28 protein-coding genes are annotated in these 26016 nt (G+C 70.6%); 15 read left to right on the top strand and 13 right to left on the bottom strand.

The features are described from left to right. Nucleotides 1-3: 3 nt before the first annotated feature. The gene (locus QSK15_RS10160; RefSeq protein ID WP_210857605.1) at nucleotides 4-1017 is read right to left on the bottom strand and encodes a LacI family DNA-binding transcriptional regulator; all 1014 of its coding nucleotides are present in this window, start codon (nucleotides 1015-1017) and stop codon (nucleotides 4-6) included. 199 nt (nucleotides 1018-1216) lie between these two features. Between QSK15_RS10160 and QSK15_RS10155 the strand changes: the two genes are divergently transcribed. From QSK15_RS10155 to QSK15_RS10145, 3 genes are all read left to right on the top strand, one after another. Further along, nucleotides 1217-2695, top strand: coding sequence for an arabinofuranosidase catalytic domain-containing protein (locus QSK15_RS10155; protein ID WP_285793911.1), 1479 nt, complete (start codon nucleotides 1217-1219; stop codon nucleotides 2693-2695). Nucleotides 2696-2815: 120 nt separating this feature from the next. Continuing rightward, nucleotides 2816-3163, top strand: coding sequence for a PadR family transcriptional regulator (locus QSK15_RS10150; protein WP_285793910.1), 348 nt, complete (start codon nucleotides 2816-2818; stop codon nucleotides 3161-3163). Nucleotides 3164-3171: 8 nt separating this feature from the next. After that, nucleotides 3172-4113: a hypothetical protein gene (locus QSK15_RS10145; RefSeq protein WP_285793909.1), complete on the top strand. Its 942-nt coding sequence runs from the start codon at nucleotides 3172-3174 to the stop codon at nucleotides 4111-4113. 31 nt (nucleotides 4114-4144) lie between these two features. On the opposite strand, the gene QSK15_RS10140 is transcribed toward QSK15_RS10145, so the two are convergent. Continuing rightward, complete coding sequence (locus tag QSK15_RS10140; RefSeq protein WP_285794377.1) at nucleotides 4145-4744, bottom strand: alpha/beta fold hydrolase; 600 nt, start codon at nucleotides 4742-4744, stop codon at nucleotides 4145-4147. Between the two features lie 104 nt (nucleotides 4745-4848). On the opposite strand from QSK15_RS10140, the gene QSK15_RS10135 reads away from it, so the two are divergent. Continuing rightward, a complete protein-coding gene (locus QSK15_RS10135) occupies nucleotides 4849-5445 on the top strand; it encodes a VanZ family protein (protein WP_285793908.1) in 597 nt (198 codons plus the stop codon). Between the two features lie 13 nt (nucleotides 5446-5458). Here the strand turns inward: QSK15_RS10135 and QSK15_RS10130 are convergent, their stop codons facing one another. Genes QSK15_RS10130 through QSK15_RS10120 form a run of 3 tightly spaced genes read right to left on the bottom strand, consistent with a single transcriptional unit; the run spans nucleotide 5459 to nucleotide 7840 of the window. Then, nucleotides 5459-6238, bottom strand: coding sequence for a MerR family transcriptional regulator (locus tag QSK15_RS10130; RefSeq protein ID WP_285793907.1), 780 nt, complete (start codon nucleotides 6236-6238; stop codon nucleotides 5459-5461). Between the two features lie 46 nt (nucleotides 6239-6284). Continuing rightward, a complete protein-coding gene (locus QSK15_RS10125) occupies nucleotides 6285-7046 on the bottom strand; it encodes an ABC transporter permease (RefSeq protein ID WP_285793906.1) in 762 nt (253 codons plus the stop codon). Further along, complete coding sequence (locus tag QSK15_RS10120; protein WP_285793905.1) at nucleotides 7043-7840, bottom strand: ABC transporter ATP-binding protein; 798 nt, start codon at nucleotides 7838-7840, stop codon at nucleotides 7043-7045. The genes QSK15_RS10125 and QSK15_RS10120 overlap by 4 nt, the downstream gene beginning before the upstream one ends. A gap of 192 nt (nucleotides 7841-8032) precedes the next feature. Here QSK15_RS10120 and QSK15_RS10115 point away from each other — a divergent pair, with 192 nt between their 5' ends. Next, nucleotides 8033-9487 (top strand): alkaline phosphatase PhoX, encoded by a 1455-nt coding sequence (locus QSK15_RS10115; protein ID WP_285793904.1) that lies wholly within the window; start codon nucleotides 8033-8035, stop codon nucleotides 9485-9487. Between the two features lie 59 nt (nucleotides 9488-9546). On the opposite strand, the gene QSK15_RS10110 is transcribed toward QSK15_RS10115, so the two are convergent. Further along, a complete protein-coding gene (locus tag QSK15_RS10110; RefSeq protein ID WP_285793903.1) occupies nucleotides 9547-9921 on the bottom strand; it encodes a cupin domain-containing protein in 375 nt (124 codons plus the stop codon). 188 nt (nucleotides 9922-10109) lie between these two features. On the opposite strand from QSK15_RS10110, the gene QSK15_RS10105 reads away from it, so the two are divergent. Continuing rightward, nucleotides 10110-10607, top strand: a complete 498-nt coding sequence (locus QSK15_RS10105; RefSeq protein ID WP_285793902.1) for a GNAT family N-acetyltransferase — start codon at nucleotides 10110-10112, stop codon at nucleotides 10605-10607. 49 nt (nucleotides 10608-10656) lie between these two features. Here the strand turns inward: QSK15_RS10105 and QSK15_RS10100 are convergent, their stop codons facing one another. Beyond that, nucleotides 10657-11154, bottom strand: a complete 498-nt coding sequence (locus tag QSK15_RS10100; RefSeq protein WP_285793901.1) for a YcxB family protein — start codon at nucleotides 11152-11154, stop codon at nucleotides 10657-10659. Between the two features lie 97 nt (nucleotides 11155-11251). Between QSK15_RS10100 and QSK15_RS10095 the strand changes: the two genes are divergently transcribed. From QSK15_RS10095 to QSK15_RS10085, 3 genes are all read left to right on the top strand, one after another. Beyond that, complete coding sequence (locus QSK15_RS10095; protein ID WP_285793900.1) at nucleotides 11252-12211, top strand: PaaX family transcriptional regulator; 960 nt, start codon at nucleotides 11252-11254, stop codon at nucleotides 12209-12211. A gap of 278 nt (nucleotides 12212-12489) precedes the next feature. After that, a complete protein-coding gene (locus QSK15_RS10090) occupies nucleotides 12490-13695 on the top strand; it encodes a cellulose binding domain-containing protein (protein WP_285793899.1) in 1206 nt (401 codons plus the stop codon). An 84-nt stretch (nucleotides 13696-13779) separates the two neighbouring features. Beyond that, nucleotides 13780-14370 (top strand): DinB family protein, encoded by a 591-nt coding sequence (locus tag QSK15_RS10085; protein ID WP_285793898.1) that lies wholly within the window; start codon nucleotides 13780-13782, stop codon nucleotides 14368-14370. Nucleotides 14371-14471: 101 nt separating this feature from the next. Here QSK15_RS10085 and QSK15_RS10080 read toward each other — a convergent pair whose 3' ends face one another. Next, entirely contained in the window at nucleotides 14472-15539 is a 1068-nt protein-coding gene (locus QSK15_RS10080; RefSeq protein WP_285793897.1) for a serine hydrolase domain-containing protein, read from the bottom strand. Between the two features lie 87 nt (nucleotides 15540-15626). Here QSK15_RS10080 and QSK15_RS10075 point away from each other — a divergent pair, with 87 nt between their 5' ends. Together QSK15_RS10075 and QSK15_RS10070 are read left to right on the top strand one after the other, a co-directional pair. Further along, on the top strand, nucleotides 15627-16496 hold the full coding sequence (locus tag QSK15_RS10075; protein WP_285793896.1) for a fructosamine kinase family protein: 870 nt from the start codon (nucleotides 15627-15629) through the stop codon (nucleotides 16494-16496). Nucleotides 16497-16623: 127 nt separating this feature from the next. Then, nucleotides 16624-17865: an MFS transporter gene (locus QSK15_RS10070; protein WP_285793895.1), complete on the top strand. Its 1242-nt coding sequence runs from the start codon at nucleotides 16624-16626 to the stop codon at nucleotides 17863-17865. A gap of 68 nt (nucleotides 17866-17933) precedes the next feature. Here QSK15_RS10070 and QSK15_RS10065 read toward each other — a convergent pair whose 3' ends face one another. Both QSK15_RS10065 and QSK15_RS10060 read right to left on the bottom strand, forming a co-directional pair. Then, nucleotides 17934-18404, bottom strand: a complete 471-nt coding sequence (locus tag QSK15_RS10065; RefSeq protein ID WP_285793894.1) for a hypothetical protein — start codon at nucleotides 18402-18404, stop codon at nucleotides 17934-17936. Next, the gene (locus QSK15_RS10060; RefSeq protein WP_285793893.1) at nucleotides 18401-18994 is read right to left on the bottom strand and encodes a CDP-alcohol phosphatidyltransferase family protein; all 594 of its coding nucleotides are present in this window, start codon (nucleotides 18992-18994) and stop codon (nucleotides 18401-18403) included. Before QSK15_RS10060 ends, QSK15_RS10065 begins: the two co-directional genes overlap by 4 nt. Before the next feature lie 141 nt (nucleotides 18995-19135). On the opposite strand from QSK15_RS10060, the gene QSK15_RS10055 reads away from it, so the two are divergent. Genes QSK15_RS10055 through QSK15_RS10045 form a run of 3 tightly spaced genes read left to right on the top strand, consistent with a single transcriptional unit; the run spans nucleotide 19136 to nucleotide 21780 of the window. Then, on the top strand, nucleotides 19136-20239 hold the full coding sequence (locus QSK15_RS10055; RefSeq protein ID WP_285793892.1) for a sensor histidine kinase: 1104 nt from the start codon (nucleotides 19136-19138) through the stop codon (nucleotides 20237-20239). After that, the gene (locus tag QSK15_RS10050; RefSeq protein WP_285793891.1) at nucleotides 20236-20883 is read left to right on the top strand and encodes a response regulator transcription factor; all 648 of its coding nucleotides are present in this window, start codon (nucleotides 20236-20238) and stop codon (nucleotides 20881-20883) included. Before QSK15_RS10055 ends, QSK15_RS10050 begins: the two co-directional genes overlap by 4 nt. 33 nt (nucleotides 20884-20916) lie before the next feature. Continuing rightward, entirely contained in the window at nucleotides 20917-21780 is an 864-nt protein-coding gene (locus QSK15_RS10045; protein ID WP_285793890.1) for a TIGR03620 family F420-dependent LLM class oxidoreductase, read from the top strand. Nucleotides 21781-21821: 41 nt separating this feature from the next. On the opposite strand, the gene QSK15_RS10040 is transcribed toward QSK15_RS10045, so the two are convergent. Further along, a complete protein-coding gene (locus tag QSK15_RS10040; protein ID WP_285793889.1) occupies nucleotides 21822-22118 on the bottom strand; it encodes a hypothetical protein in 297 nt (98 codons plus the stop codon). A gap of 3 nt (nucleotides 22119-22121) precedes the next feature. On the opposite strand from QSK15_RS10040, the gene QSK15_RS10035 reads away from it, so the two are divergent. Then, a complete protein-coding gene (locus tag QSK15_RS10035; RefSeq protein WP_285793888.1) occupies nucleotides 22122-23414 on the top strand; it encodes a GAF domain-containing protein in 1293 nt (430 codons plus the stop codon). A gap of 133 nt (nucleotides 23415-23547) precedes the next feature. Here QSK15_RS10035 and QSK15_RS10030 read toward each other — a convergent pair whose 3' ends face one another. Together QSK15_RS10030 and QSK15_RS10025 are read right to left on the bottom strand one after the other, a co-directional pair. Next, on the bottom strand, nucleotides 23548-24669 hold the full coding sequence (locus tag QSK15_RS10030) for a glycoside hydrolase family 53 protein (protein ID WP_285793887.1): 1122 nt from the start codon (nucleotides 24667-24669) through the stop codon (nucleotides 23548-23550). Nucleotides 24670-24678: 9 nt separating this feature from the next. Then, nucleotides 24679-25842: a cellulose binding domain-containing protein gene (locus QSK15_RS10025; protein ID WP_285793886.1), complete on the bottom strand. Its 1164-nt coding sequence runs from the start codon at nucleotides 25840-25842 to the stop codon at nucleotides 24679-24681. Between the last annotated feature and the right edge of the window lie 174 nt (nucleotides 25843-26016).

Genomic DNA, 26016 nt, shown 5'->3' with positions numbered 1-26016 from the left:
GGATCAGCGGGCCCGGACCGGCCCGGTGCTGGAACGCAACGAGATGGGCGGGCTGTAGAGGCGGTGTCGTGGCACGGCGCCGGGAGCCGCGATGATCTCCAGCAGGAGCGCCACCGCCTCGGCACCCATCTCGACCATCGGCACGTCGGCGGCGGTCAGCGGCGGGCGGAAATCCTCCGCCCAGTGCTGTGCGGCGACGCCGGTGACGGAGAAGTCGCGGGGCACGGACAGCCCGGCACCGGTCAGCGCGCGCTGCATCCCCGGCAGTGCGGCCTCGTTGATGGTGGCCACCGCGGTGACCTCCGGGTGCGTGGCGAGCAGCTGCTCCATGCACGCCTCGCCGGAGGCCGTGTCGTCGCCGCTGCAGACCTCCACGCCGGTCAGCCCCCGCTCCAGCGCCGCCGCCCGAAAGCCGGCCAGCGCGCGATGACTGGGGCCGTATCCGGCGGCCACCAACTCCGCCGACCGGTTGACGAGGGCCACCTGCCGGTGACCCAGATCGGCCAGGTGCTGCACGCACCGGGCGATCAGGCCGGCGTAGTCGATGTCGATCCAGCTCATCCCGTGCGGCTCGGCGGTCCGGCCGATCGTGACGAACGGCAGCCCGGCCGTGGTCAACCGGGTCACCCGGTCGTCGGCCAACCGGATCTCCATCAGGATCACGCCGTCCACCCGACGCCCGGTGACGATCCGTTCGAAGGACCGGTCGTGGTCGCCACCGGAGGGCGACAGCAGCACGTCGAGGTCATGGCGGGCGGCCGCCTCGACGACGCTGGCGACGAAGCCCAGCTGCATGTCTGTCAATCGTTGGCTGGCCGGCGGGATGACCAGCCCGAGGGTGCGGGTACGCCCCTCCTTCAGCGCGCGGGCGCTGGCGTTCGGCCGGTAGTTCAACTCGTCGATGACCGACTGGATGCGTTGCCGGGTCCCCTCCGAGACGCTGCGTTTCCCGCTCAGCACGTAGGAGACGGTGCTGCGGGACACCCCCGCCCGACGAGCGATCTCCCCGATGTTCATCAATCGCCCTCGAATCGATTCTTGCCCCGACACGGGGACGCACCTTGCACCGCCGACCAGCATATCCGTCCTCAGGCTCATCGATCGACTGCCAACGCGTGCCAACTAGCGCTCATAGATGGACGACTATTAATGTCACAGGTATGACGTGTGACGTCAATCTCCGCACCGCACCCCGTCCCGCACCGGAAAGGATCCGATGAATGTGAAGAGAAAACTGGGTCGCCTGATGGCCGCCGCCGGGACCCTGCTGGCAGTGGTCGTCAGCGCCGGCGTCTACGTGGTCTCGGACACCCCGGGCGTCGCCCGTGCCGCCGGCACCGGCCCGTGTGACATCTACGCCTCCGGTGGCACACCCTGCGTGGCCGCGCACAGCACCACCCGCGCGCTGTACGGCGCCTACAACGGCCCGCTCTACCAGGTCCGACGCTCGTCGGACAACACCACCCGCGACGTCGGCGTACTCAGCGAGGGGGGCTACGCCAACGCCGCCACCCAGGACTCGTTCTGCGCCAACACCAGCTGCGTCATCACGATCATCTACGACCAGTCCGGCCGCAACAACCGGCTCACCCAGGCACCGCCCGGCTACTTCGTCGGCCCCGCGCCCGGCGGGTGGGACAACCTCGCCGACGCGAAGGCGGCCCCGGTCACCGTCGGCGGCCAGAAGGCGTACGGCGTCTACATCGCCCCCGGCACCGGCTACCGCAACAACAACACCAACGGCGTCGCCACCGGCGACCAGCCCGAGGGCATCTACGCGGTCGTCGACGGCACGCACTACAACCAGTGGTGCTGCTTCGACTACGGCAACGCCCAGACCAACAACCTGGCCGACGAACGCGCCATCATGGAGACCGTCTACTTCGGCGCCAACAAGCAGTGGGGCTACGGCGCGGGCGCCGGACCCTGGATCATGGCCGACCTGGAGTGGGGGCTGTTCTCCGGGGTGAACGCGGGCTACAACAACATCGCGTCCATCAACCACCGCTTCGTCACGGCCATGGTCAAGGGCGAGCCGAACCACTGGGCGATCCGGGGCGGAAACGCGCAGTCGGGCAGCCTGACGACCTACTTCGACGGGCCACGCCCCAACGGGTACCACCCGATGAAGAAGGAAGGGGCCATCCTGCTCGGCATCGGCGGTGACAACAGCATCACCGGCCGGGGCACCTTCTTCGAGGGCGTACTGACCTCCGGCTACCCGACGGCGGCCACCGAGAACGCCGTCCAGGCCAACATCAACGCCGCCGGCTACGCGCCGGCCGGAGGCGGCAACCCGCAACAGAACGCCCAGGTCGTGGGCGGCCAGTCCGGGCGCTGCATCGACGTACCGAACGGCACCACCACCAACGGCACCCAGGTCCAGCTCTGGGACTGCATCAGCAACAGCACCGCGCAGCGCTGGACCTACACCGCCGCGAAACAACTCCAGGTGTACGGCAACAAGTGCCTCGACGCCAACGGCCAGGGCACCACCAACGGCACCCAGGCCATCATCTGGGACTGCCACGGTGGCACCAACCAGCAGTGGAACCTCAACGCCAACGGCACCGTCACCGGCGTGCAGTCCGGGCTCTGCCTCGACGCCAACGGCGCCGCCACCGCCAACGGCACCAAACTCATCCTCTGGGCCTGCAACGGTGGCAGCAACCAGCAGTGGTCCACCCGCAGCTGACCCACCCACCCACTGATCGGTCGTGCCGCCCCCCGCAACCCGACCGGGGGGCGGCACGACCGGCGAGGTCCTTACACCGATATCGTTGCTTTATATATCGCGGTGCGATATATATCGCGCATGGACCTCAGTGAGCAGACGTTCCTGATCCTCTCCGCCCTCGCCGACCAACCCCGGCACGGCTACGCGGTGGTGACGGAGGTCGACCAGATGACCGACGGCAGGATCCGGTTACGCGCCGGCACCCTCTACGGAGCCCTTGACCGCCTCGTCGCCCAAGGGCTCATCGCCCCCGACCGCGACGAGGTGGAGAAGGGTCGGCTGCGCCGTTTCTACAAACTGACCGACGCGGGGGCCGACGCCATCCGTGCCGAGAGCCAGCGGATGGCCGGGGCGGTCCGACTCGCCGAGGAGCGCCTCAGCAAGCGTGCCGCCCGCAACGCTCCGCGCCTCGGGACCACCGGATGAACCCGGGCATGAGCAGTCTGGAGCGACGCTATCGACGGCTGCTGCGGCTGCTGCCAGCCGCGCACCGCACCGCCCGCGGCGAAGAACTGCTCGGACTGCTGCTGGACCTCGACCACGGCCGCCGGCACCCGAGCCGGCACGAGACACTGCACATCATCGCCCTGGCGATCCGACTGAGACTCACCACGCCCGTCACCACCACAGCCCTCACCACTGCCCTCAGTGCCCTGCTCGTCGCCGCCGGCACCCAGCCCGCCGGTCAGACCCTGGACCTGTTCACCGGCGCCGTCCTCCCCACCGACATGCCGGCCATCATCGCCAGCTGGCCGCAGATAGTCGGTCTCGGCCTGCTGCCCCTCGCACCGCTGATCGCCTGGCTGTGCGGCGCGGCCCGGACCGCCCTCACCGTGCAGGCGATATTCCTGACGGCCACCGTCGGTTGGTTCGTCGTCGATGCCCGCAACGGCGGCCTGGGCACCAACCTCGGCCAACAGCTCTTCACCACCGCCGTACCGGTCTCGATCCTCGTCCTGCTCGTGATCGCCGCCCGCGAGCGGTGGACCGCGCCCCGGCCACGCCTGTTCTGGTGGGCCCTCGTCCCGCTCGGGATCCTCGCCTGGAAAGGCACCGGAGCATGGGGACGCCACGGCGTCCACGTTCTCGACGCCGTGCCGACGGTCCTGGGGATCCTCGCCGCCGCTGCCGCCGCTGTCGTCGCCGCCTTCGCGGTCCGCCGCCATCGGCCCGCCGTCATCGTCGGCGTCGGACTCACCGGCTTCCTGGCCGGATGGCTCATCCCCGACCCGCTTCTCGTCAACACGGCGATGCGGCACTTCGATGGTCAGCCGCTAGCACTGGCAATCCTCATCACGGTGATCGCCGCCACCGTTACCGGCATCAACCACCTCGCCCGCCAGCACCAGCCCGAGGCGCGGTTGCGACCCCGATGAACCCGTGCTGCGCTGAGCACCAGCTTCTGGGTCAGACGAGCGGCGACCGCGGCGGAACACGGTCCGCCGCGGTCGCTGGACCGCGCCGGATCACCGCAGCCACCTCGCGCAGGTCATCGTTCAGCTGGTGATCGCGCCCCGGCAGCCGGTGCAGACGCGCCTGGGGGATGACCGCCGCGTACCGATCGGCGTGCGACGGCGGCACCGTGTCGTCCCGGAGACCGTGGAACACGTGCACCGGCACCCCACGCGGCAGCCTCGCGCCGAGGTCGGGTGGCAACTCGAACTCGTCGCCGGCCCAGCCCCCGGTGCCGACGAACGGGGCGGCGATCAGCACGATCGCGCCGAGCACCCGCTGCGGTGGCTGTTCGGCGAGCGTCTGGACGAGGATCGTCCCGCCCACCGAGTGGCCCACCACGACCGCCCCGTCGGCCAGCGCCCCGAGCTCCCGCCGGATGGCCGCGCTCCAGGTGGCGTAGCTCGGGTCGTCCTCCGCGGGCATCCGCGGGTAGCGGACCTCATACCCGTCCCCGAGCTCACGGCGCAAGCTGTCCACCAGCCGGTTGTCCCACTCGTCGTGCACGCCGGCACCGGCTCCCTGAATCACCAGGATCTGCCCGACCCGTCCCATCGTCACGCTGGTGTGTGCCCGGCGCGCGGGTGTCACAAACGGGCGAACGCCCGCCGCCCGGCCCGGTAGGTTTCGGGGCCGGGCGAGAGGCGGGGGGGGGTCGCGTGGTCACGGGTTGGCACGGTTGGCTCGGCACGATCAACGGCGTCGTCCTCATCACGGTGCTCCTCCTGCCGTTGGCCGCGCTGACGGTCTGCGCAGTGGCGCGCCGCCGACGCGCCGCCGGCACCACCTCGGCGTGGCGGACGTCGCTGGCCGACGTCGGCATCGTCTACGGCACGGTGCCGTGGGTCTGGATGATCATGCTGCCGGGCGACCAGGCCGGTGTGGTGCCCGGCCGGCTGGCGCTGGTGCCGCTGCGCGACCTGCTCACGATCTTTTCCGACGGAGGCCCGCTGACGGCGACGGTCCAGATCGTCGGCAATCTGCTGGTCTTCGCTTCACTGGGGTTCTTCGCCCCGCTGCGGTTCCGGGCGCTGGCGTCGGTGCCGCGAATCCTGGCCCTCGCGGCCGGCGCCTCGATCCTGGTCGAGACCGCCCAGTACGTCCTCCGACTCGACCGGGTGTCGTCGGTGGACGACGTCCTGCTCAACGCCGCTGGCGCCGGACTGGCGGCGTTGGCGTCCCGCCGATGGTGGCGGCCCACCCCCGATGCGTCAACGGATCGCCGACCTCAACCGGCCCCGGCAGCCGGACGCTGAGCGCTGGCGACGGTCAGTCGGGTGGCGTCGGTAGCCGCTCCAACCTGGCCAGCCCAGCCCAGCCCCGCTCCCGGACGAGATCCAGCAGTCGCCGCAACCGCGGGTCGGCCTCGACGGCGAGCGCGTCCAGCAGGTCGAACGGCAGATCGTCCTGTGCCACCTCACCGAGGTCGATCTGGCCGGAGGCGTACGCCTGCTCGGCCAGTCCGGCGATGAGGTCGGCGGCTTCCTCCAGGCGCGCGTCGTCGCCCGCGTCGCTGTCGAAGATCCCGGACAGGATCTGGTACAGCCGCACGACCTGCGGGTCGTCCAGCTGCGCGATCTTGCCGGGCATCCAGTCGCCGACGCGGTCGGGCCAACGAGCCGCCATCAGGATCCAGCCGTCCCGCTCGCCCGCCACCACCCGCTCCGAGGCCCCGATCTCCCGGAGCCGGTCGAGATAGGCGATCACCTGCGGCGGGAGTGCCAGCCGGTCCCCGGCGGCGAGTTGCGCGATCTGCTGACGGCTGGCCTCCAGTCGGGCGATCTCCTCGCCCAACTGCCTGTCGATGTCAGCGACCGCGGCGGCGAAGGTCGGCGTGTCGGCCTCCAGCATCTGACCGATCTGGGACAGCGGCACCCCGGCGTTGGCGAGGATACGAATCCGGATGAGAGACACCGCCGCCGTGGCGCCGTACCGCCGGTAGCCCGAGGCGTCCCGCTCGGGTTCCGGCAGCAGCCCGATCTGGTGGTAGTGGCGCACCGCCCGCACCGTGACGCCGGCGTACGCCGCCAGTTGGCTGATCGTGAGCATGCCCTGATCCTGCCTTCCGGGTCGTCCGGCCCCACCCGAATCCGAATCAGGAGATCCTGCGGCGGTAGGTCAGGTTGGCGAACACGTACGCGACCACGAGGATGCCGACGCACCAGGCCAGGGCGGTCCAGATGCCCGCACCGACCGGCTTCTGCGCGAAGAGGTCCCGGATCGCGTTGACGATGGCGGTCACCGGCTGATGCTCGGCGAAAGCGCGCACCGGGCCGGGCATCGACGCGGTGGGCACGAAGGCCGAGCTGACGAACGGCAGGAAGATCAGCGGGTACGAGAACGCGCTCGCGCCGTCCACCGACTTCGCGGTGAGTCCGGGGATCACGGCGATCCAGGTCAACGCCAGGGTGAACAGCAGCAGGATGCCGGCGACGGCGAGCCAACCCAGCACCCCGGCGCCGGTGCGGAAGCCCATCACCAGGGCCACCAGGACGATCACGGCGAGCGAGATCAGGTTGGCCACCAGCGAGGTCAGCACGTGCGCCCACAGCACCGAGGATCGGGCGATCGGCATGGACTGGAACCGTTCGAAGATGCCGCCCTGCATGTCCAGGAACAGCCGGAAGGCGGTGTACGAGATGCCCGATGCGATGGTGATGAGCAGGATGCCGGGGAGCAGATAGTTCACGTACGAGTCGGAGCCGGTCTCGATCGCGCCGCCGAAGACGTAGACGAACAGCAGCAGGAAGGCGATCGGCATGACAGCCGTCGTGATGATGGTGTCCGGGCTACGGGCGATGTGGCGCAGTGAGCGTCCCAGCAGGACCGTCGTGTCGCCGAGGAAGTGCTTGTTCATCGTTGTTCCTTCTCCGTCTTCGTGCCGACGAGGGTGAGGAAGACGTCCTCGAGGGTCGGCTGTTTTTCCACGTACTCGATCTCGGCGGGCGGCAGGAGCTGCTTGAGTTCGTCGAGGGTGCCGTTCACGACGATCCGGCCCTCGTGCAGGATCGCGATCCGGTCGGCGAGTTGCTCCGCCTCGTCGAGATACTGGGTCGTGAGCAGCACTGTCGTGCCGCCACTGGCGAGTTCCCTGACCGCCTGCCACACCTCGATACGCGCCTCCGGGTCAAGCCCGGTCGTCGGCTCGTCGAGGAAGATCACCGGCGGGTTCCCGATCAGGCTCATCGCGATGTCCAGACGACGACGCATGCCGCCGGAGTAGGTCCGCACCCTGCGGCTGCCCGCCTCGGTCAGTGAGAAGCGCCGCAGCAGGTCGTCCGCGATCACGCCGGGCTCTTTGAGGTGCCGCAGCCGGGCGACCAGGACCAGGTTCTCCCGGCCGGTGAGGATCTCGTCGACAGCCGCGAACTGCCCGGTGAGGCTGATCGCCTGCCGTACGTCGGCGGCCTGGGTCGCCACGTCGAAGCCGGCAACCCGGGCGGTCCCCCCGTCGGCCTTCAGGAGCGTGGCCAGGATTCGCACCACGGTGGTCTTGCCGGCCCCGTTCGAGCCGAGCAGGGCGAAGATGCTGCCGCGCGCCACGTCGATGTCGACGCCGCGCAGCACCCTCAGCTGCTTGAACGACTTCTCCAGGCCGTGCACGTGAATCGCTGGTTGCTCGGCCTGCGCTGGTGGTGGCGGGATGCTCATGGCGTCAGCATGGAGGGTTGACGCAGCGTCAAGGTCAAGCCCGCAGGCCGCCGACACCACGGACCGCACGCCGTCGCGACCCTGACTCTTCACTTCGATGTCACCGCCCGCTCCCATCGGTGACGTGTCGCCGTCCGCCCGCAGGAGTTGGCTGCGAGCCGTCGCACTTGCCTTGACCAGGAGCTGATCCGCGTGCCTTCCTCTCGTCGTACCTTCCTCGCCAGCGGTGCCGCCGCCGGCGTCGGCCTTGCCGTCGCAGGCGGCCTGCCGTCCCTGGCCCAGGCCAGCCCGGCCCGGCCGCACCCGCCGGTGAAGCCCGGCAACGTGCCCTTCCCGCCGCTGGTGGACGACCCCAAGGGAGTCCTGGCCCTGCCCAAGGGCTTCAGCTACACGGTGATCACCCGAACCGGCGTCACCCGGCTCGACCGCGGCCAGGGCGTGACCCCGTCGGACCACGACGGTATGGCCGTCTACGACGCCGGCCGCGGCCGGTACACCCTGATCCAGAACCACGAGATCGACCCGGGCGCCGAGTTCGGTGTGCCGCACGTCAAGGGGACCGTCTACGACGCGGGCGCCGTCGACGCCGGCGGTTGCACCGTGATCAAGACCGACCTCGCGGGCCGCAACCTGGGTGAGTTCGTGGCGCTCTCCGGCACCATCTCCAACTGCGCCGGCGGGCCGACCCCCTGGGGCACCTGGCTCACCTGCGAGGAGACCGAGGACCGGGCCGGCGACAAGTGGGAAGAGGGCAGCCGCTCCGGCGTCTACCAGAAGGACCACGGCTACGTCTTCGAGGTGTGGGCCGACGGCAGCGCCGACCCGAAGCCGATCAAGTGCCTGGGCCGCTACTCTCACGAGGCTCTGGCCATCGACAAGGACCGCACCCGGATCTACCTCTCCGAGGACGCCGACGGGCCCAACGGCCTCTTCTACCGGTGGACGGCGCCGCACGGCGTCAAGCTGGGCCCGGGTGTGCTCACCCGCCTCGCACCGAACGCCGGTGTCCTCGCCGCCATGCAGATCATCATGGACGACGGTTCGGTGCTGCCGGACGTCGCGTACCTGACCTCCGCCCAGTTGGGCCGCCCCTTCCCGGTCCGCTGGATCGAGGTGCCGGACCGCGACGCGCGCACCACGTCGGTACGCGAGCAGTTCGCCGACGGCCAGGTCACCCGCGGACGCAAGTTCGAGGGCGTGTGGGCCACCGACGAGGGCGTGTACGTGGTCAACTCGTACGCCTGGGACGAGGGTGACCTGCCGGCGGACGCGGCGCCGCACGACGGCATGGTGTGGTTCTACAACTTCAAGGACCAGACCATCCAACTGGTGACGTACTTCCCGCACCAGACCCAGTCCGAGGAGGGCACGGCGGTCAAGTACACCGACCTCACCTTCGACGGCCCGGACAACGTGACGGTCACCCCGTGGGGCAGCCTCGTGCTCGCCGAGGACGGCTCCGGTGCCTCGCACGTGCTCAGCACCATCCCGGGCGGCCCGACGTACCCGATCGCCCGCAACCAGCTCAACGACTCGGAGTTCTGCGGGCCGACCTTCAGCGCCGACGGCAAGGTGCTCTTCGTCAACATGCAGGACCCGGGCCTCACCCTGGCCATCACCGGTCCGTGGGAGAAGTACCTGGGCTGACCGAGCCCGAACGTGGGGGCCAGGCACGCGCCCGGCCCCCCACCAGGCTCGGCCGTCCCTCACTCCACCTTGGTGAGGAGTGGTTTCCCCTTTTCGACGACGTACGTGGCCAGTTCGACAGCGACACCGTCGCCGACATTGCGGGCCTGGTGGTGCACACCGTAGGGGACGGTGAGCGCGTCGCCGGGATTGCACACCACGGGTGGCTGCCCCTCCAGCCGATATTCGAGCGTTCCCTGCAGAACGCAGATGATTTCCTCGCCGGGGTGGAAGTGCTTGAACGGTGGCGAATCCGGCGTGAACTCCACCCGGGTCTGAATGACCTCCCGCCCGGGAATGCTGAGGTCGTGCCGTTGCAGGTCGATCCGCCACAGCCCCGGCGCTGACTCCACCGCAGTGGGGCTGATCCCCGCAGGTCGATCCTTGGTGCTCATGACGGCCTCCTGTAAGCCGTCGGGCCGACGGCCATTACTCGGATCAGTGCATCCCCCGTCGAGAATAGGTAGCCGCGAACGATTAGGTGCGGGGACGCCGACACGGAGGTTCGATTCTGTGGAGCCGTCCTGTGCCGGGCTCGTAAATCGGCTTGTGCTGTTTCCTGAGGGCTGCTTCGCTGTTGCCCGTGACCGACCTTCATACGCCGCGACTGTGCCTGCACCCCGTCGACACCGCAGAGGGTGAACGCATCGTCGAGCGACGCGCCGGGGCCGGGGATGACTGGGCCGAGGACTTCCCTTTCGACGGCGACGTCCTCGGCGTGCGGGGCTTTCTCGCCGCCACCGCCGCCTACGGCGACCGACGTCCGTTCGGGCACTACCGGATCACCCGCACCGCCGACGGAAAGGCCATCGGAGGAATCGGTTTCAAGGGTCGGTCGGAGAACGGACGCATCGAGGTCGGTTACGGCCTCGCCCCGTCAGCCCGGGGAAACGGCTACGCGACGGAGGCACTCGCCGCCCTGCTCGACCTCGCGACCGCACACGGACTGTCCCGCGTCGTCGCCGAGACCACCGGCGACAACGTCGCCTCCCGGCGGACCCTCGAACGTGCAGGCTTCCGGCACACCGGCACCAACGATGATCTCTACCAGTACGAGGTGATCCTCGGCGCCCTCTCGTGACCGGCTGGCACGCGGCAGTCCGGTCCCCCGGCGGCCTGGGCAGCCTGGTTCAGCGACGGGGCAGCAGCCCTCGTTCGGTCAGGTGGGCGCGCAACGTCTCGGCGTCCTCGGCGGACATCAGCCAGCGCGGGATCACGGTCGCCGGCATCCGGCCGACGTACACGACCCAGAAATCTCCGACGTCGCGCACCTGGTCGACCCCGTCCCAGGCGATGCCACCGGACTCGGAGCCGCTGCGCATCATGATGTTGTCATCGGTGATGTCGTAGGCGCCCGCGACGGCGTAGCGGCCGGAGCGACGTCGGGCGCGTGCCAGCACCCACGGCCGGTACAGCATCGACAGCACGCCGGCGACGACCAGCGCGGTCCACAGCGGTGCGCTCCGCTCACCCCACCCGAACCCGCGCGACACGACGAGGCCGATGACCCCGACCGCCGTCAGGACCGCTCCGATATAGCCGAATCTGCGTAACCGGACGGCGCCGAGCGCGGCGGCCACCCGGCCGGGGTAGGCAGGATCGGCGGGGACGTCGAAGCGGATGTGCACGCCAGAACGATAGTGCCCTCGTCCGCCCCGGGTAGCGCCTTACCCCGCCCTGCTCGTGACGAGGCCCGTGCGCGTCCTGGTGCGGCAATCTGGTGAGGTGAACCTCCACGAGCCCGCCGACGACGTCCGAACCCCCCGGGCCCAGGCCGGGTCCAGCCCGCAACACCTGCTGACGACCCTGCTCGGCGAGTACCTCGACTCCGCGGAGGCCGACCTGCCGTCGACGGCGGTCATCGCGATGCTGGGCGAGTTCGGGGTCACCGAATCCAGTGCCCGTGCCGCGCTGTCCCGGCTGGTCAAGCGTGGTCTCATCGCCATGCGGGGGAAGCGCCGGCCGCCGGTCTACCACCTCACGCCGCAGGCGATCGCCAAGCACCGCTCCCGGATGCAACACTTCCTGAACTTCGGTTCCCATCCGGCGTCCTGGACCGGCGAGTGGCTGCTGGCGTCCTTTTCCCTCCCGAGTTCCGGCCAGGCGTCCCGTCACGCGCTGCGCAGGTCGTTGAGCGCACTGGGTTTCGTGGGCCTGTACGACAGCGTGTGGATCCGACCGGGTTCCGACGCCGCGCCGGTACGGGAGGCGCTGCGTGCGTTGCTGCAGCACGTGGAGGGCGCCCGCTGGTCGGTCCTGCACGCCCGGTTCGACGAGGAGACCGGGCCACACGGTCCGGCCGCCGCGTACGACCTGACCGCTCTCGCCTCGGCGTACGCGAGCTTCGTTGCGCAGTACGCGCGGCTGCGGGAGGCCGCGCGCAACGGGGAGGTGGACGGGGCCCGGGCGCTGGTGGCGCGCACCTCGGCCATGGACTCCTGGCGGAAGTTCGCCGACGTCGACCCGGACCTGCCCGCGCATCTGCTACCGCAGCCCTGGCCCCGTTCCGAGGCCCGGGAGACCTTCCTGGACATCCACACCATGCTCGGCTCGCTCGCCCAGGCGCGTCTGGTCGAGGTGATGACGCCGCACTGGCCGGAGGCCTCGTCGTGGATCACCCATTTCCGGGCGTCGAGGAACCCCTCGCGCCCGGAGCCGATCGGCGGCAGACCACGTGTCGGCTGACCGGTAGCGGCCGGTCAGAATAGCCCAGACATTGACACTTTTCGTTACGAGCGTGATAGTAACTGCACACAGCTCCCATCGGATCGCCTGTGGGGACCGCGGCCGGGCGGTCGCCGGCGCTGGACGAGCGGGCAGTGGTGGCCGAGGGCACGGCCACCGCCCAGGCCGCGACGCGCCCCTGTCGACCAGACCCGTGGCCAGCGCCGACCACCTTCGTCGGGGTACGGATGACACCACCACCCCAGGGAGCGCCACCGTGACTGTTCCTGGAGGGTTCAATGAGAAGGCGATCGAAGATCTACGCGGGCCTGGCGGCCGCCATCGTCCCGGTCACCTCCGTGATCATGGCTCTGAGCGGGACGCCGGCGTCCGCCGCAGTCGGCGGCTCCGGCCCCTACCCGGCCGACTACGAAACCTCGACCACCCTTGCCAATCACACCATCTTCCGACCCCAGACACTCCCGTCCGAGCGCCTGCCCATCGTCGTGTGGGGCAACGGCGGCTGCTCGGCCAACGGCCTCTCCCAGGGCAACTTCCTCCGCGAGATCGCCTCCCACGGCTTCCTCGCCATCGCCAACGGCGCCCCGAACGGATCCGGCTCCACCACCTCCCAGATGCTCACCCAGTCCATCGACTGGGCCGTCGCGGAGAACTCCCGGCAGGGCAGCAAGTACTACAACAGGATCGACACGAGCAAGGTCGCCGTCGCCGGCTTCTCCTGCGGAGGCTTGGAGGCGTACGCCGTCTCGAGCGACCCGCGCGTCACCACGACCGGCATCTTCAGCAGTGGACTGCTGAACGACGCCGACGACTACCAGCTCCGGGGGCTGACCAAGCCGATCGCCTACTTCGTCGGCGGGCCCAGCGACATCGCCTACCCGAACGCCATGGATGACTGGGGCAAACTTCCCGCCGGCCTGCCCGCCTTCATGGGCAACCTGAACGTCGGGCACGGCGGCACCTACGACCAGACCAACGGCGGCGAGTTCGGCCGGGTCGCGACCCTCTACTTCAAGTGGCGGCTGAAGGGTGACACCACCGCCGGTCGCAACTTCGTCGGCGCCGACTGCGGTCTGTGCCGCAGTCAGTGGAGCGTCCAGCAGAAGAACCTGACGCTCGACGACGGAACACCGCCCACCACGCCGCCGCCCACCACCCCACCGCCCACCACGCCGCCGCCCACCGGCACCCCCGGCTGCACCGCTGTCTACTCCGTGCAGGACCAGTGGAACGGCGGATTCGTCGCCAACGTCAGCGTCACCGCGGGAACCACCGCGCTGACCGGCTGGCGGGTCACCCTCACCCTGCCCAGCGGCGCGTCGGTCAGCTCGCTGTGGAACGGGGTCAGCAGCGGCACCAGCGGGATCATCACCGTCACGAACCAGAGTTACAACGGGCGACTGGCCGCAGGACAGGCCACCAGTTTCGGATTCCAGGGCACCGGCACCGGCAGCGGAGCCACAGCGAGTTGCACCGGAAGCTGACCACGTCGCTCGGCGGGCCGGTGCCGGGGGCACCGGCCCACCGAGGGTGCGCGAGGGCCAGCCGGATAGGGAAGACTGGCCGGCATGGCTGATTCGAGCGACATGAAGGCTGCGCTGCACCTCTACCTTCGAGGGACCCGCGAAGACCTCATCTGGAAGCTCGACGGGCTCAGCGAACGCGAGGCCAGGCTGCCCCGCACGGCGACCGGAAACAACCTGCTGGGCATTCTCAAGCATTGCCTCAATGTCGAAGCCGGCTACTTCGGGCCCACCTTCGGCCGCGAGTTCCCGACCCCCGACGAGTTGGTCCCGATGGCGGCGTTCGACGAGGACCCGCAGGCCGACTGGTACGCCCGGGAGGACGAGACGAAGGACGGGCTGATCGCCCTGTATCGCCGGGTCGGCGCGTTCGCCGACCAGACGATCGACCAGCTACCGCTCGACGCGCCGGGGCACGTGTCGTGGTGGCGGCCCGGTTCGCAGGACGTGACGCTGCACCGGATCATCATCCACGTGACCTGCGATCTCGCCCGTCACGCCGGGCACGCCGACATCATCCGCGAACAGCACGACGCGGCGATCGGCCTTCGGCGGGACAGCAGCATCCTCCCCGACGACTACGACTGGCCGGCGTACGTCAGCAAGCTGACGAAGCTGGCCGACCGCTTCGCCTGAGCGGGAGACCCGTCGACGGGCGAGACGACCTCGCCCGGATCGAAGCGGCGTTCGCGGGCACCTCACTGGCCGGCCTGCGCCGGTGGGAGGTCGCCGTCGCCCTATCGGCCGGTGACGTGTGGTTCGTCCACAACCGGCCCTGACCGGCCGACGGCGCGGGAGACCTCGCGGATCAGTTCGAGCGGTTGCTCGGTCCAGTGGGAGACGAGGACCAGCTCGCGGGCCGGATCGATCCACAGCAGGTGTCGTCCGCCGTTGCCCCGGGCGCTGCGGCCGGTGGCCGGGGCCCCCGGCCACGGCACCTGATCGTCGTTGAGCCACCACAGATAGCCGTACTCCCGCTTCACCGGGCACGGAGACCACGACTGGTCAACCCACTCGGCGCTCAGCAGCCTGGTCCCGCCGTGGGTCCCCCGGTCCAGGAAGAGCTGACCGATCAGGGCCAGGTCCCGGGCGGGGATGATCAGCCCGCCGCCCCAGTGCGCGCCGCCGGAGACCACCTCCGTCGGGCGACCGTCGATGTCGACGACGCTCGTCCGGTACCCGTGCCACGACCACCGGTCGGAGGCGCCCAGCGGGTCCATGACCCGCTGCCGCAGCACCTCCGGCAGCGACCGGCGGAGCCGCAGCGTCAAGGCGTACGCCAGCAGGTTCATCCGCACGTCGTTGTACGCCCACCCCTGCCCCGGGGGCGTACCGTGCACCTCCGTCCGCTCGCGGAAGCTCTGCGCGTCGACGCTGGTCGGCTTGCCCCACAGCTCGCCCTCCCACTGGCTCGACTGCTGCAGCAGATGACGCCAGGTGATCTGCTCGTTGTGCGGCCCGTGGAACTCAGGAACGTCGACGACCTCGTGCACCGGTTGGTCCGGCACCAACAGCCCGTCGTCGAAGGCCAACCCGGCCACCACCGACACGACGGATTTGGTGACGCTGAAAGCCATCTCCGGGACGTCCGGGTCGCCCCAGGCAGCGACCTCGCGGCCGCCGACCAGGACCACACCGCTGGCCCCACTGGCGGCGAGCAGCGGGCCGACGACCTCCCGGTGACTGACGTCCGCGACCTGCGCCGCCAGGTAGGTCCCGATGTCGGCGGCGTCTCTCGTCCACCGCGCGCCGAACTCCTGGACGACCCGCCCCAGCCGCTGCTGGTCCACCGACACGTGACCCATGCCCAGCAGTGTCCAACACCGCCAGGACGAGTCGCGACCGGCCACCTAGGATCGGCTGACCGTCGCCGGACATGAGGAGCATCCCGGATGACCCTGTTGGAGCGACTGCACCGGGCCGGCCTGCGTGAGGTGGTGACGGTGCAGCCGGTGACGGGCGGGCTCGCGGCGCTGGCGGGCATCGCCACCCGCCGGGACGCTCCGCCGGTGTTCGTCAAGGGTTTCGCCGACCCACCGGCCGACGACGTCTTCGCCGCCGAGGCCGACGGGCTGGCTGCGCTGCGCGAGCTCGGCGGGGTGGCGACCCCCGAGGTGATCCTGGCGGATCGGGACCTGCTGGTGTTGTCGGTGCTGCGGGCCAGGCCGCGCAGCGAGGCCTTCTGGGAGCGGTTCGCGCACCTGCTCGCCCGCCTGCACCTGAACACCACCCATCCTCGCTTCGGCTGGCACCACGACAACTGGCTGGGTCGCCGCCGCCAGATCAACACCTGGAACGACGACGGCTTCGCCTTCTTCGCCGAGCACCGGCTGCTTCGCTGGCTCGATCAGCCCCGCGTCGAGGCGGCGCTGGACGCGGCGGACCGAGCCGCGCTGGAACGGCTCTGCGACCGGCTGCCGGACCTGCTGCCGGACCGGCCGGCGTGTCTGACGCACGGCGACCTGTGGGCACAGAACATCCTGGCCACCGTCGACGGGGAGCCCGCGCTGATCGACCCGGCCGTGTCGTACATGTGGGCCGAGGTCGACCTCGCGCACGTGTGGTCCACCTCTCCCCCACCCGAGGCGCGACGGATGTTCGCGCTCTACGCCGAGCTGACCTCGCTCGACGGCGACTGGGAGGCCCGCATGCCGCTCATCCAGCTGCGGCAACACCTCGCCGTGCTGGCCCAGTTCGACGACGACTGGGGCGCGGCTGACCAGATCCGCGCCGTCCTCGCGCCGTTCCGGACCCGACAGTGACCGGAGGCCCCTGCCGTCGACCGCGGCAACCGGCCCACCCGTGACGTGATCGACGTCCGGCGGGAGACCGTGAGCGGGGCGGAGGTCGGGGACTCCACTACGGTGACCCCTGAAACGGGGGTGGGAGATGGCACCGGAGGTGTCGCCGCGAAGGGCCAGGGCGGTGCTCGTCACGCTCTCCCTCGCCGCGTTCGCGTTCATCACGACCGAGCTGCTGCCGGTCGGTCTGCTCACCCACATCGCACCCGATCTCGGCCGGTCCCGCTCACAGGTGGGACTGCTGGTCAGCGGGTACGCCGTGGTGGTGGTGCTGGCGTCCGTGCCGCTGACCCGGCTGACCCAGCGGATCCCCCGGCGGCAGCTGCTCGGCGTCACGATGCTGCTGTTCGCCGCCGCCAACGCCGCCGCCGCGCTCGCCTCGACGTACACCGTGCTGGCGGGCGCCCGGCTGGTGACCGCCCTCGCCCAGGCGCTGTTCTGGTCCGTCGCCACGGCGACAGTGATCGGGCCGTTTCCGGTAGCGGTGCGTGGCCGGGCGGTGGCCATGTTCGCGACCGGGGCGACGCTCGCCCCGGTGCTCGGCGTACCCCTGGGCACCTGGCTCGGGCAGCAGGCCGGCTGGCGCGCCGCGTTCGCGGTGCTGGCCGGGGTCGGTCTGGCGATCGCCGCCGCGGTGGTGGTCCTCCTTCCGTCCTATCCTCCGGCCGCTGGCGGCGCCGCCCGGGGCTCCGCGCCGGACGGGCGTCGCTTCGCCGTGTTGTTGATCGCCACTGCCCTCGGCATCGGCGGCTTCATGACCCTGCAGACCTACGTGACACCCTTCCTGCTCGACGTCAGCGGCTTCGCCGACGCGGTGCTGGCACCGCTGCTGTTCGTCTCGGGTGCGGCCGGGGTCGTCGGCACCCTGGTCGCGGCGCGGACTCTGGACAGCCGACCGATCGCCTCGCTGCTGACGCCGCTGAGCATCGGCATGGTGTCGCTACTGGGGCTGTACGCGCTCGGCGCGCTGAAGCCGGGTGTGGTCGCGTTCCTCGCCGGGATCGGCCTCGCGTACGCGGCGTTCGGCTCCGCCGTGCAGAACCGGATGCTGCACCTGGCCCCGGGCAGCACCGACATCGCGTCGGCCGGGGTCAGCATCGCCTTCAACACCGGCATCGCCGGCGGGTCACTGCTCGGCGGCGCCCTGCTGCCCACCTCGGGGGCCCGCCCGCTGGCGCTCGTCGGCGGGCTGCTGGCGCTGGCCGCGCTCACCCTGCTCGCCGTGGACACGCGTCGCGGTCGCGCCGTCGGACCAGCACCGACCGACCCCACCGCGTCGCATCCTCCGCGCACGCTCCGCCGTCGAACGGTCAGCCATCGGCCCCGCTGACCACCGCCATCATGACCAGATCGCCCTGCTCGCCCACGACGGCCGGCTCCTCTGACGCGAACCGGCGGTCAGGCCAGCGCCACCGGCAGCACGAGGACCGCGAACCGGACCATCCGACCGGACAGGCACACGACCGCGAACTCCCAGCGTCGAAGGCCCGCGGTGCCGGCGGCGAGGCTGACGACGGCCAGCGGTGGAACCCCCACCGTGGCGGAGACGAGCACGGTCGGCAGGGCGGTGCGGCGACGGGAGAGCCAGCGCCGGACCGGCGCGGTCCACCGTACCGTCCGGGCCGCCGCGCGACCTGATTCGCCGCGCTGCGCGAGCGTCCGGGCCAGCCGCCCCGATCCGCGTCGCGCCGATTCGAACAGGAGCAGCTTGCCGGCGGTCTGCCCGAGCGCCAGGGCGAGCACGGCGAGGAGAGCGTGCCCGCCACGGCGCCCGGCGACCACTGCGTACGCCTCGGCGTTGACGACCGGGACGAGCGCCGAGGCGAGGCCGTAGCCGAGCGCCACCGCGGTCTCGGCGAGGCTGTTCACGCCCGGCCGTCCCGGTGCAGCAGCCGGACCACCGCTGCGACCGACCACAGCTTCACCGCGACGACGGCGACGGCGACGCCCAGCGCGAGCCGGTACTGCCCGAACGCGATGGCGCCGATCACCCCGGCGGTGTTGGCGACCTTGGCCATCGGCGACCAGTTCCACGCCCATATCCGCCGGTCGACGGTGTGGAAGTAGTTGGGGCTGAGCACCGGCCAGCACAGGAACGCCAATGACAGCATGGTGTCCAGCACCAGGAACGAGAGCAGAAAGACCACTGCCACGACCGCGACCTCGGGCACGAGGGCGACCAGGCCCCCGCAGAGTACGGCGGTGCAGGCGCGGTCGCTCACGATGTCGAAGACGGCCCCGGCTCGCGTTTCCTGGCCGAGCCGGCGGGCGGCCCACCCGTCGAGCACGTCGCCGACCCAGTAGATACCGTACGATACCGCCATCAATGTGACCGAACCGGAGACGAGGGCGACGACACCGACGGCGACAGCGGCGACCGTACGAACGGCGGTGATGTAGTTGGGAACCGTACGGAAAGGGCCGACGGTGAGGGCGGCACGGGAGTCGACGAGAGTCACCCCCGCAGGTTCGTCCGCTGAGCGTTCACGCGGAACGTGCTGTGGTGCCGATCTGGACGCGCGGGCGGTACCGGGGTGCCGGCCGATCCGGTACCTGGGTACTGGTCGGCGTTCCGGCTGGTCGCGGAGACTGTGCGGGTGATGACTGGAATCCGCGAACTGTTGCGCGACCCCGCGCGGGCGCGCCGGCTCGCGTACGGCGTGGTTGGTTTGATCATCGTCGCCGTGGTCACCACCGTCGAGGGGGGCGTGTCCGTTCCGGCGGGCTGGGCGTGGCTGGTGCTGCCGGTCGGCCTCGGAGCCGCGGCGCTGCACCCGCGCCACCGAACCCTGATCTTCGCGGCCTGCGCGGGGTTCGTGGCGATCGTGAGCACCGGGGAATCGGTGCAGCTGGGCCTCGCGGCCGCCGGCCTGGTGTTCGTCTCGACCTGCGAGGACCCGGCCCGACACCCGTGGCTGGGCTGGGTGGGTGGCTTGACCGGTGCGACCGGCGCACTCGGCATCGCGCTGCTCAACGAGCGAGGGCTGTACGAGCAGCCGTTCTTCCTCGTGACGGCCGGCTACCTCCTGGCGATCCTGTTGCGCTCATGGTCGCGCGGCTACGCCCTCACCCGGGAGACGGCCGACCTGCGCGGCCAGGCCGCCTGGCTCGAACAGCGCACCAACCTGGCCCGCGAGCTGCATGACGTGGTCGGCCACCACGTCACCGCGATGGTGGTGCAGGCCGAGGCGGGCCAGCTCAGCGACGACCCTGGGGCGGCGTTACGGGCGATAGCGGGCAGCGGCCGCACCGCACTGAGCGAACTCGACACTCTCGTCGTGCACCTGCGCGACCCGAACGCGTCGATCGCGGTGAGCGCGCCGCCGCGCCTATCCGACATCGACGAACTGCTCGCGCAGCCGTTGCGCCAGCAGGGCGTGACGGTACGGGTCCAGTTGGACCCCGAGCCGGGCCTGGACGAGATCGGGGTGTTGACCGCCTACCGCATCGCCCAGGAGGCCCTCACCAACATCGCCCGGCACGCGAAAGCCACAGCGGCCTGGGTCGAACTGGTCCGGGTCGGCGACCATGCCCGCCTGCGGGTCAGCGACGACGGCGTCGGGCCTCCCCGCACGCCCACCAGCGGGTCGGGGCTGCTCGGCATCGGCGAACGCGTCTCCGCGTGCGGTGGCAGCTGGGAGCTGAGCCAACGCCCCGGCGGCGGCACCGTCGTGCAGGCCAACCTGCCGGTGGCGAACCGGTGATCCGCGTCGCGATCGCCGACGACCAGGAGTTGGTCCGGGACGGCTTCAGCCTGATCCTGCGATCCCAACCCGACATCCAGGTCGCGGCCGAGGCGGCCGACGGCCGGCAGTTCCTCGACGCCGTACGCCGCGACTCCCGCATCGACGTCGCCCTCGTCGACATCCGCATGCCGGTACTCGACGGTCTGCAGGCCACCCGTGAGCTGGCCACGATCCCGCACGCACCGGCCGTCATCGTCGTCACCACGTTCGACGACGACGCCTACGTGCTGGACGCCATCGCCTCCGGTGCCCGCGGGTTCCTGCTGAAACGGTCCAGCGCCCGCGACCTGATCGCCGCGGTGCGCACCGTCGCGGCCGGCGAGGCGGTCCTCTCCGCCGAGGTCACCGGTGCCGTCCTCGACCGGGTCCGGGCGACCGGCCCGGTCACCCGGGTGGACCTGTCGGCCTACCAGTTGACCGCCCGGGAGCTCGACGTGCTGGCCCTGATCGGTGCCGGGCTCAACAACAACGAGATCGCCGAACGCCTCTACCTGTCGATGAGCACCGTCAAGACCCACGTGACGAACGTGCTGGCCAAGACCGGCAGCCGGGACCGGGTACGAGCGGCCATCCTGGCGATCCAGGCCGGCCTCGCACCATGAGTGATCCGGGCCGGCAGGCCGTAGGGTGCAGGTATGGCACAACGACTCGTGAGCGTATGGCAACCGTTCTTCCTCGCCAGCGAGAGTCGGGGCGCGGTGATCGACGCCGCGACCGAGCTGGAGGATCTCGGCTATTCACGAATCTGGTTCTCCGGTGGTTTCGGCGAGAACGTCGCCCCGCGCTTCCGGGAGATCCTGGACGGGACCACACGCATCGGGGTCGCGTCAGGAATCGTGAGCATCTGGCACTCGTCGCCCCCCGAGGTGGCGGCGTTCGCCCAGGACGCCGAGCGGGCGCATCCGGGCCGGTTCCTGCTCGGTCTCGGCGCCAGCCACGCCGTGGTGGTGGAGAGCGGCGGCACCGACTACCGCAGGCCGTACTCAAGAATGGTGGACTACCTGGACGGCCTCGACGCGGCCGGGCTTCCGCCCGAGCGGCGCATCCTGGCCGCCCTGGGCCCGCGGATGCTGGAACTCTCCCGCGACCGTTCCGCCGGGGCGCACCCGTACTTCGCCCCGGCCGAGCACACCGCTGAGGCCCGGGCGGCGATCGGGCCCGACCGGCTGCTCGCCCCCGAGGTCGCGGTGGTCCTCGACGCGGACGCCACCACCGCGCGCGCCACCGCCCGGCAGTACACGAGCGGATACCTCGCACTACCGAACTACACCAACAACCTGCGGCGCTTCGGCTGGACCGATGAGGACTTCGCCGACGGCGGCAGCGACCGGCTCGTCGACGCCCTGATCCCCTGGGGGACGATCGAGAAGGTGGCGGCCGGCCTGGAGCAGCACTACCAGGCCGGCGCGGACGAGGTGGCGATCCAGGTGCTCAACGGCGGCGACGCCACGACGTTCCCCGCCGACGCGTTCCGCACCCTGGCCGCGGCCCTGATCTGAAGGACGGCTCCGACGGTCCGGTCTGCCGCGACCGGCACGGCTCAGGCTCGCTCGCCGAGATCGAGGCCGGTCAGGTCGGCTGACAACGCCCAGAGTCGGGCTGCCTCGCCACTGTCCGTCCGGTTGCTGTCGGTGAGGTGGCAGTCCACGCAGTAGTCGCCGCCGTTCGCGTCGAGCTGGGGTGACGTGGCGGCCCAGACCTGGGTGGCCGCCCCTTGCTCGACGGTCTTGAACAGGCCCGGCGCGAGGTTGCGACGCCCGGTTGGTGGGTAGGACCTCGGCCCCGGGGCCGTGAGTACGCTGGACCGGCGACAGCCGCAGACGAGAGGCGAGACCACACGATGACCGCAGTGCCAGGCCAACGGTCTCCTGCCGCTGCGGCTCCGGCTGCTGCCGAGCGAGCAGCGGAGGAGGACCTGCGGGGGTTGTTCGGGCAGTCCATCGCCGTCTTCGCGTCGCTCGCGGGGCCTGAGCACCTGCTGGAGACGGCCAACCCGGCGTTCTTCGCCACCATCGGTGAGGAACGCGCCCGCGTCGGGCTCCCGCTCGCCGAACTGATGCCCGAACTGGCCGATCAGGGGTTCATCGCGCTACTGGATCAGGTCTTCCGCACGGGTGAGCCCTACACCGGTCGGGACATCCAGGTGATGCTGGGCAGCGGCCCGCAGGTGCGGGAGGCGTTCTTCGACTTCACCTACGAGCCGCGCCGGGACGCCCACGGCAACGTCACCGGGATCCGGGTGCTCGGTGTGGAGACCACACAGGTCAGACATGCCCAACGGCTGATGGCCGAACACCGGGCACTGCTGGAGCAGATCGCCCGCCAGGCACCGCTGACCGAGGTGCTCGACGGGATGGCCCGCTGCATCGAGAATCTCGCACCGGGGGTGCTCGTCTCCGTCCTGCTCGCCGACGCCGACGCCCGACACCTGCGTCACGGTGCCGCGCCGAGCCTGCCCGACTTCTACAACAAGGCCATCGACGGCATCGCGACCGGCGAAGGTGTCGGCTCCTGCGGAACCGCCGCCCACCGGCGGGGGCCGGTCATCGTCACCGACATCGCCACCGACCCGTTCTGGGACGACTTCCGGGACCTGGCCGACCAGGCCGGACTGGCGGCCTGCTGGTCGACGCCGATCCTGGCCCGCGACGGTGGCCTGTTGGGCACCTTCGCGATGTACCACCGCACCCCGCGCGTCCCGCAGGACACCGACCTCGCCCTCGCCCGGCTCTTCGCCGGCACCGCAGCCCTCGCCATCGAACGCCACCACATCGAGCAGGCGAAGCTCGCCGCCGAGGCACACGCCAGGTCGGCCAATGACGAGCTGGCCAGGGTGGTGCGCGTGGAGCGGGAACTCCGCGCCGAGGCTGAGCAGCGTGCCGCCGCCGCCGCGGAACTCGCCACCCAGATGCGAGCCGCCGCGGCGGCGCAGGCCGCCGCGCCGCACCCTGAGCACTGCCAGCTCGGCGGCGCCGCCGGGTGCACCGCGCCGGCCGAGATCAAGATTGCCGATTCGTGGGGCGACGCGGCGTGGGGCTGCCCCACCCACGTCGAGGAGGCGATCCTCAACGTGCGGTCGGTGTTCATCGCCAGTGAGGAACTCGGCGGCCTGGCCGCCTACCTCAACCGCTGACGGTTCACGGGGGCCTGCCGGACACCTGTGTGCGCAGCATAGGCCGCGCCCCACTCCGGGCCGACGTCACATGCTTGACCAGGCATCCAACGAACTTGCCGGGAGCCGCCGCCGGGCGTCCGACCCGGCCGGGTCAGGGTGTCCAGCGCACGCCCGGGTTCACCTGGCCGGACCAGTTGAAGATGGCCATGTTGTCCCACTGGTTTCCGGTGCCGTTGATGTTGGCCGGGTCCCAACCGTTGCCGCGGACGGCGTACCAGGTCGGCTCCCAGTAGAAGACACCGATGGCCCCCGCGTTGCGCGCCGTGTTCTGAACCCAGTCGAACTCCTGGGCCTGCCCGGACCAGGTCGCGCTGATGCCGTCACAGGTCGCGTCGCCGATGGCGTTCGGCTCGCTGTCCGCGTTGTCGCGGGTGAAGGGGTACGCCGTCTCCACGATCACCACCGGCTTGCCGTAGCGACCACGCAGGTCGACGATGTTGTTGTAGAGGTTCGCCAGGCTGCCGTGCCACATGCAGTAGTACGACTGGGCGGTGATGTCCCACTGCACACCCTGGGCGCGGATGCCGTCGTAGAACCATCGGGCGTTGGCGTTGCTGTCGGCGTTCGCGGTATGGATCATCACCGGGATGCCGCCGCCGCACGCCTTCGTCGCGTGGTAGCCCTGCTTCAGCAGGCTGGCGAGCGGCGCGAAGTCGTTGTTGACGACCCTGCCCTCGTTCCACAGCATCCCGACGTTGATCTCGTTGCCGATCTGGACACTGTCCGGTGGGGTGCCCTGGCCGCTGAGGCTGGCGCAGACGTCGTAGGTGAAGGTGTAGACGTCGGTACGCAGCTGGCTCAGGTTGTGGGTGGCCCAGGCGGCGGGCTTGTACTGCTTACCAGGGTCGGCCCAGGTGTCCGAGTAGTGGAAGTCGATGAGCACCTTGAGGCCCTTCGCCCTGGCCGCCCTCGCCTGGGCCAACACCCTGCTCTTGTTGTTGTAGCCGCTGATCGGGTTGTTCCAGACCCGCAGCCGGACGTAGTTGACGCCGACGGATTTCAGGATGTCCAGCGGGTCGCGGGCGACGCCTCCGGCGTCGTGGTACGTGGCCCCCAGATCCAGGCTTCGTTGCAAGGATGAGACGTCGGCGCCCCTCATGGTGAGCGTGTTCGCGGCGGAGACCGGTGTGGGCGCGCCGACGAGCGTGGCGGCGACGAGGATGCCGGCGGTGACAGCGGCGACCAGGGCCCTGGTACGGGGATGGGTGTTCACGAGACTCCTTCAGCCCACGCTGCAGGCGGCGCCGTTCAGCGAGAACCCGGTCGGCGACGCGTCGCTGACACCCCACCGGCCCTGGATGCCGAAGGTCGCCGACCCGTCCGGCGCGAGGACCCGGTTCCAGTCGACGTTACGGGCGGTCACGGTGGCACCGGTCTGGCCGATCGTGGCGTTCCACCCCGAGGTGACCTGCTGGTCTCCCGGGTAGCTGAACGTCACGGTCCAGCCGTCGACCGGCGCTGCCCCGAGGTTGTGGACCGTCGCGGTGGCCACGAAACCGCCCGGCCACTCGGACTGGTTGCGGTAGGTCACCCGGCAGGTGGAGGGTGGCGGCGTCGGGGGCGTCGTGGGCACCTCGACCGTGTTGGACGCGATCGAGACGTTGCCCACCGCGTCCCGGGCCCGCACGTAGTAAATGTCGCGCAGCGGCGTCGACGTCGGTAGCGACGCCGTGTACGTCGTACCCGACACGGTCGCGATCAGCCTGGAGGTGTACCAGCCGTCGAACCGGTAGACGTTGTATCCGAGCACGCCGACGTTGTCCGTCGACGGTGACCAGGACAACGCGACGGTCGAGGCGGTCACCTCACCGACGGTCAGGCTCTGCGGCGCGCTCGGCGGGGTGGTGTCCGGGCCGGTGTCCGTCACCGGCGTGACCACGGTCAGCCTGTCCGACCAGTTGGAACGTTGCCCGAGGCTGTCCCGGGCGATCAGCCGGAACGAGAGTTGCATGCCCGGCCCGACATGGGCGGTGATCGTGGTCGTGGTGACCGCGCCGGCGGTGGCACTGAAGATGACGTCGCCAAACTCCTGGTAGTACGTGATGTCGTAGCCGGTGATGGCGCAGCAACTGGACGTGGCAGCCGTCCAGGTGAGGGTGATCGACCCGGTCCGAACCTCGCTGGCGGTCAGGTTCGTGGGCGGACTCGGCGGGACGGGCGTGGTGCTCGGCGTGCTGACCGGCGCCGGCGGCGCGGTTCCGGCCGGCACCGCGGCCGCACCGGCTGCCGGGGCGACTCCCGGATGGGCGGCGGGCGCAGCGGTGGCGGCATCGGCCCGCGGTGCGGCGCTCAGGGCGGTTCCGAGGACCGCCGTCGACAGCAGGACGGCGGCCAGCAGGGCCGGCCGCGGACGGCAGAACAGTGAGGACCAGGAGACGCCTGTCATACCTCGACCATGCAGTGAGACATCGATGATCGCCAACTTATCTCACCCCTCGGTCGGCGGCGGCCCGGCTCGCACCCGAGGGTGCCGCGCCCTTCCTCCCGGGTCGGCACCATTCACGCCCCTCGCTGGGCTGGGAGCGATACCAGCGGGGCAAAATTCAATCCCTCCGATCGC

The sequence above is a fragment of the Micromonospora sp. NBRC 107095 genome (assembly GCF_030269705.1).
GTDB classification, from domain to species: domain Bacteria; phylum Actinomycetota; class Actinomycetes; order Mycobacteriales; family Micromonosporaceae; genus Micromonospora; species Micromonospora parva.
The sequence above is the reverse complement of the archived record's forward strand: the minus strand, read 5'-3'. Positions and strand labels throughout refer to the sequence as shown.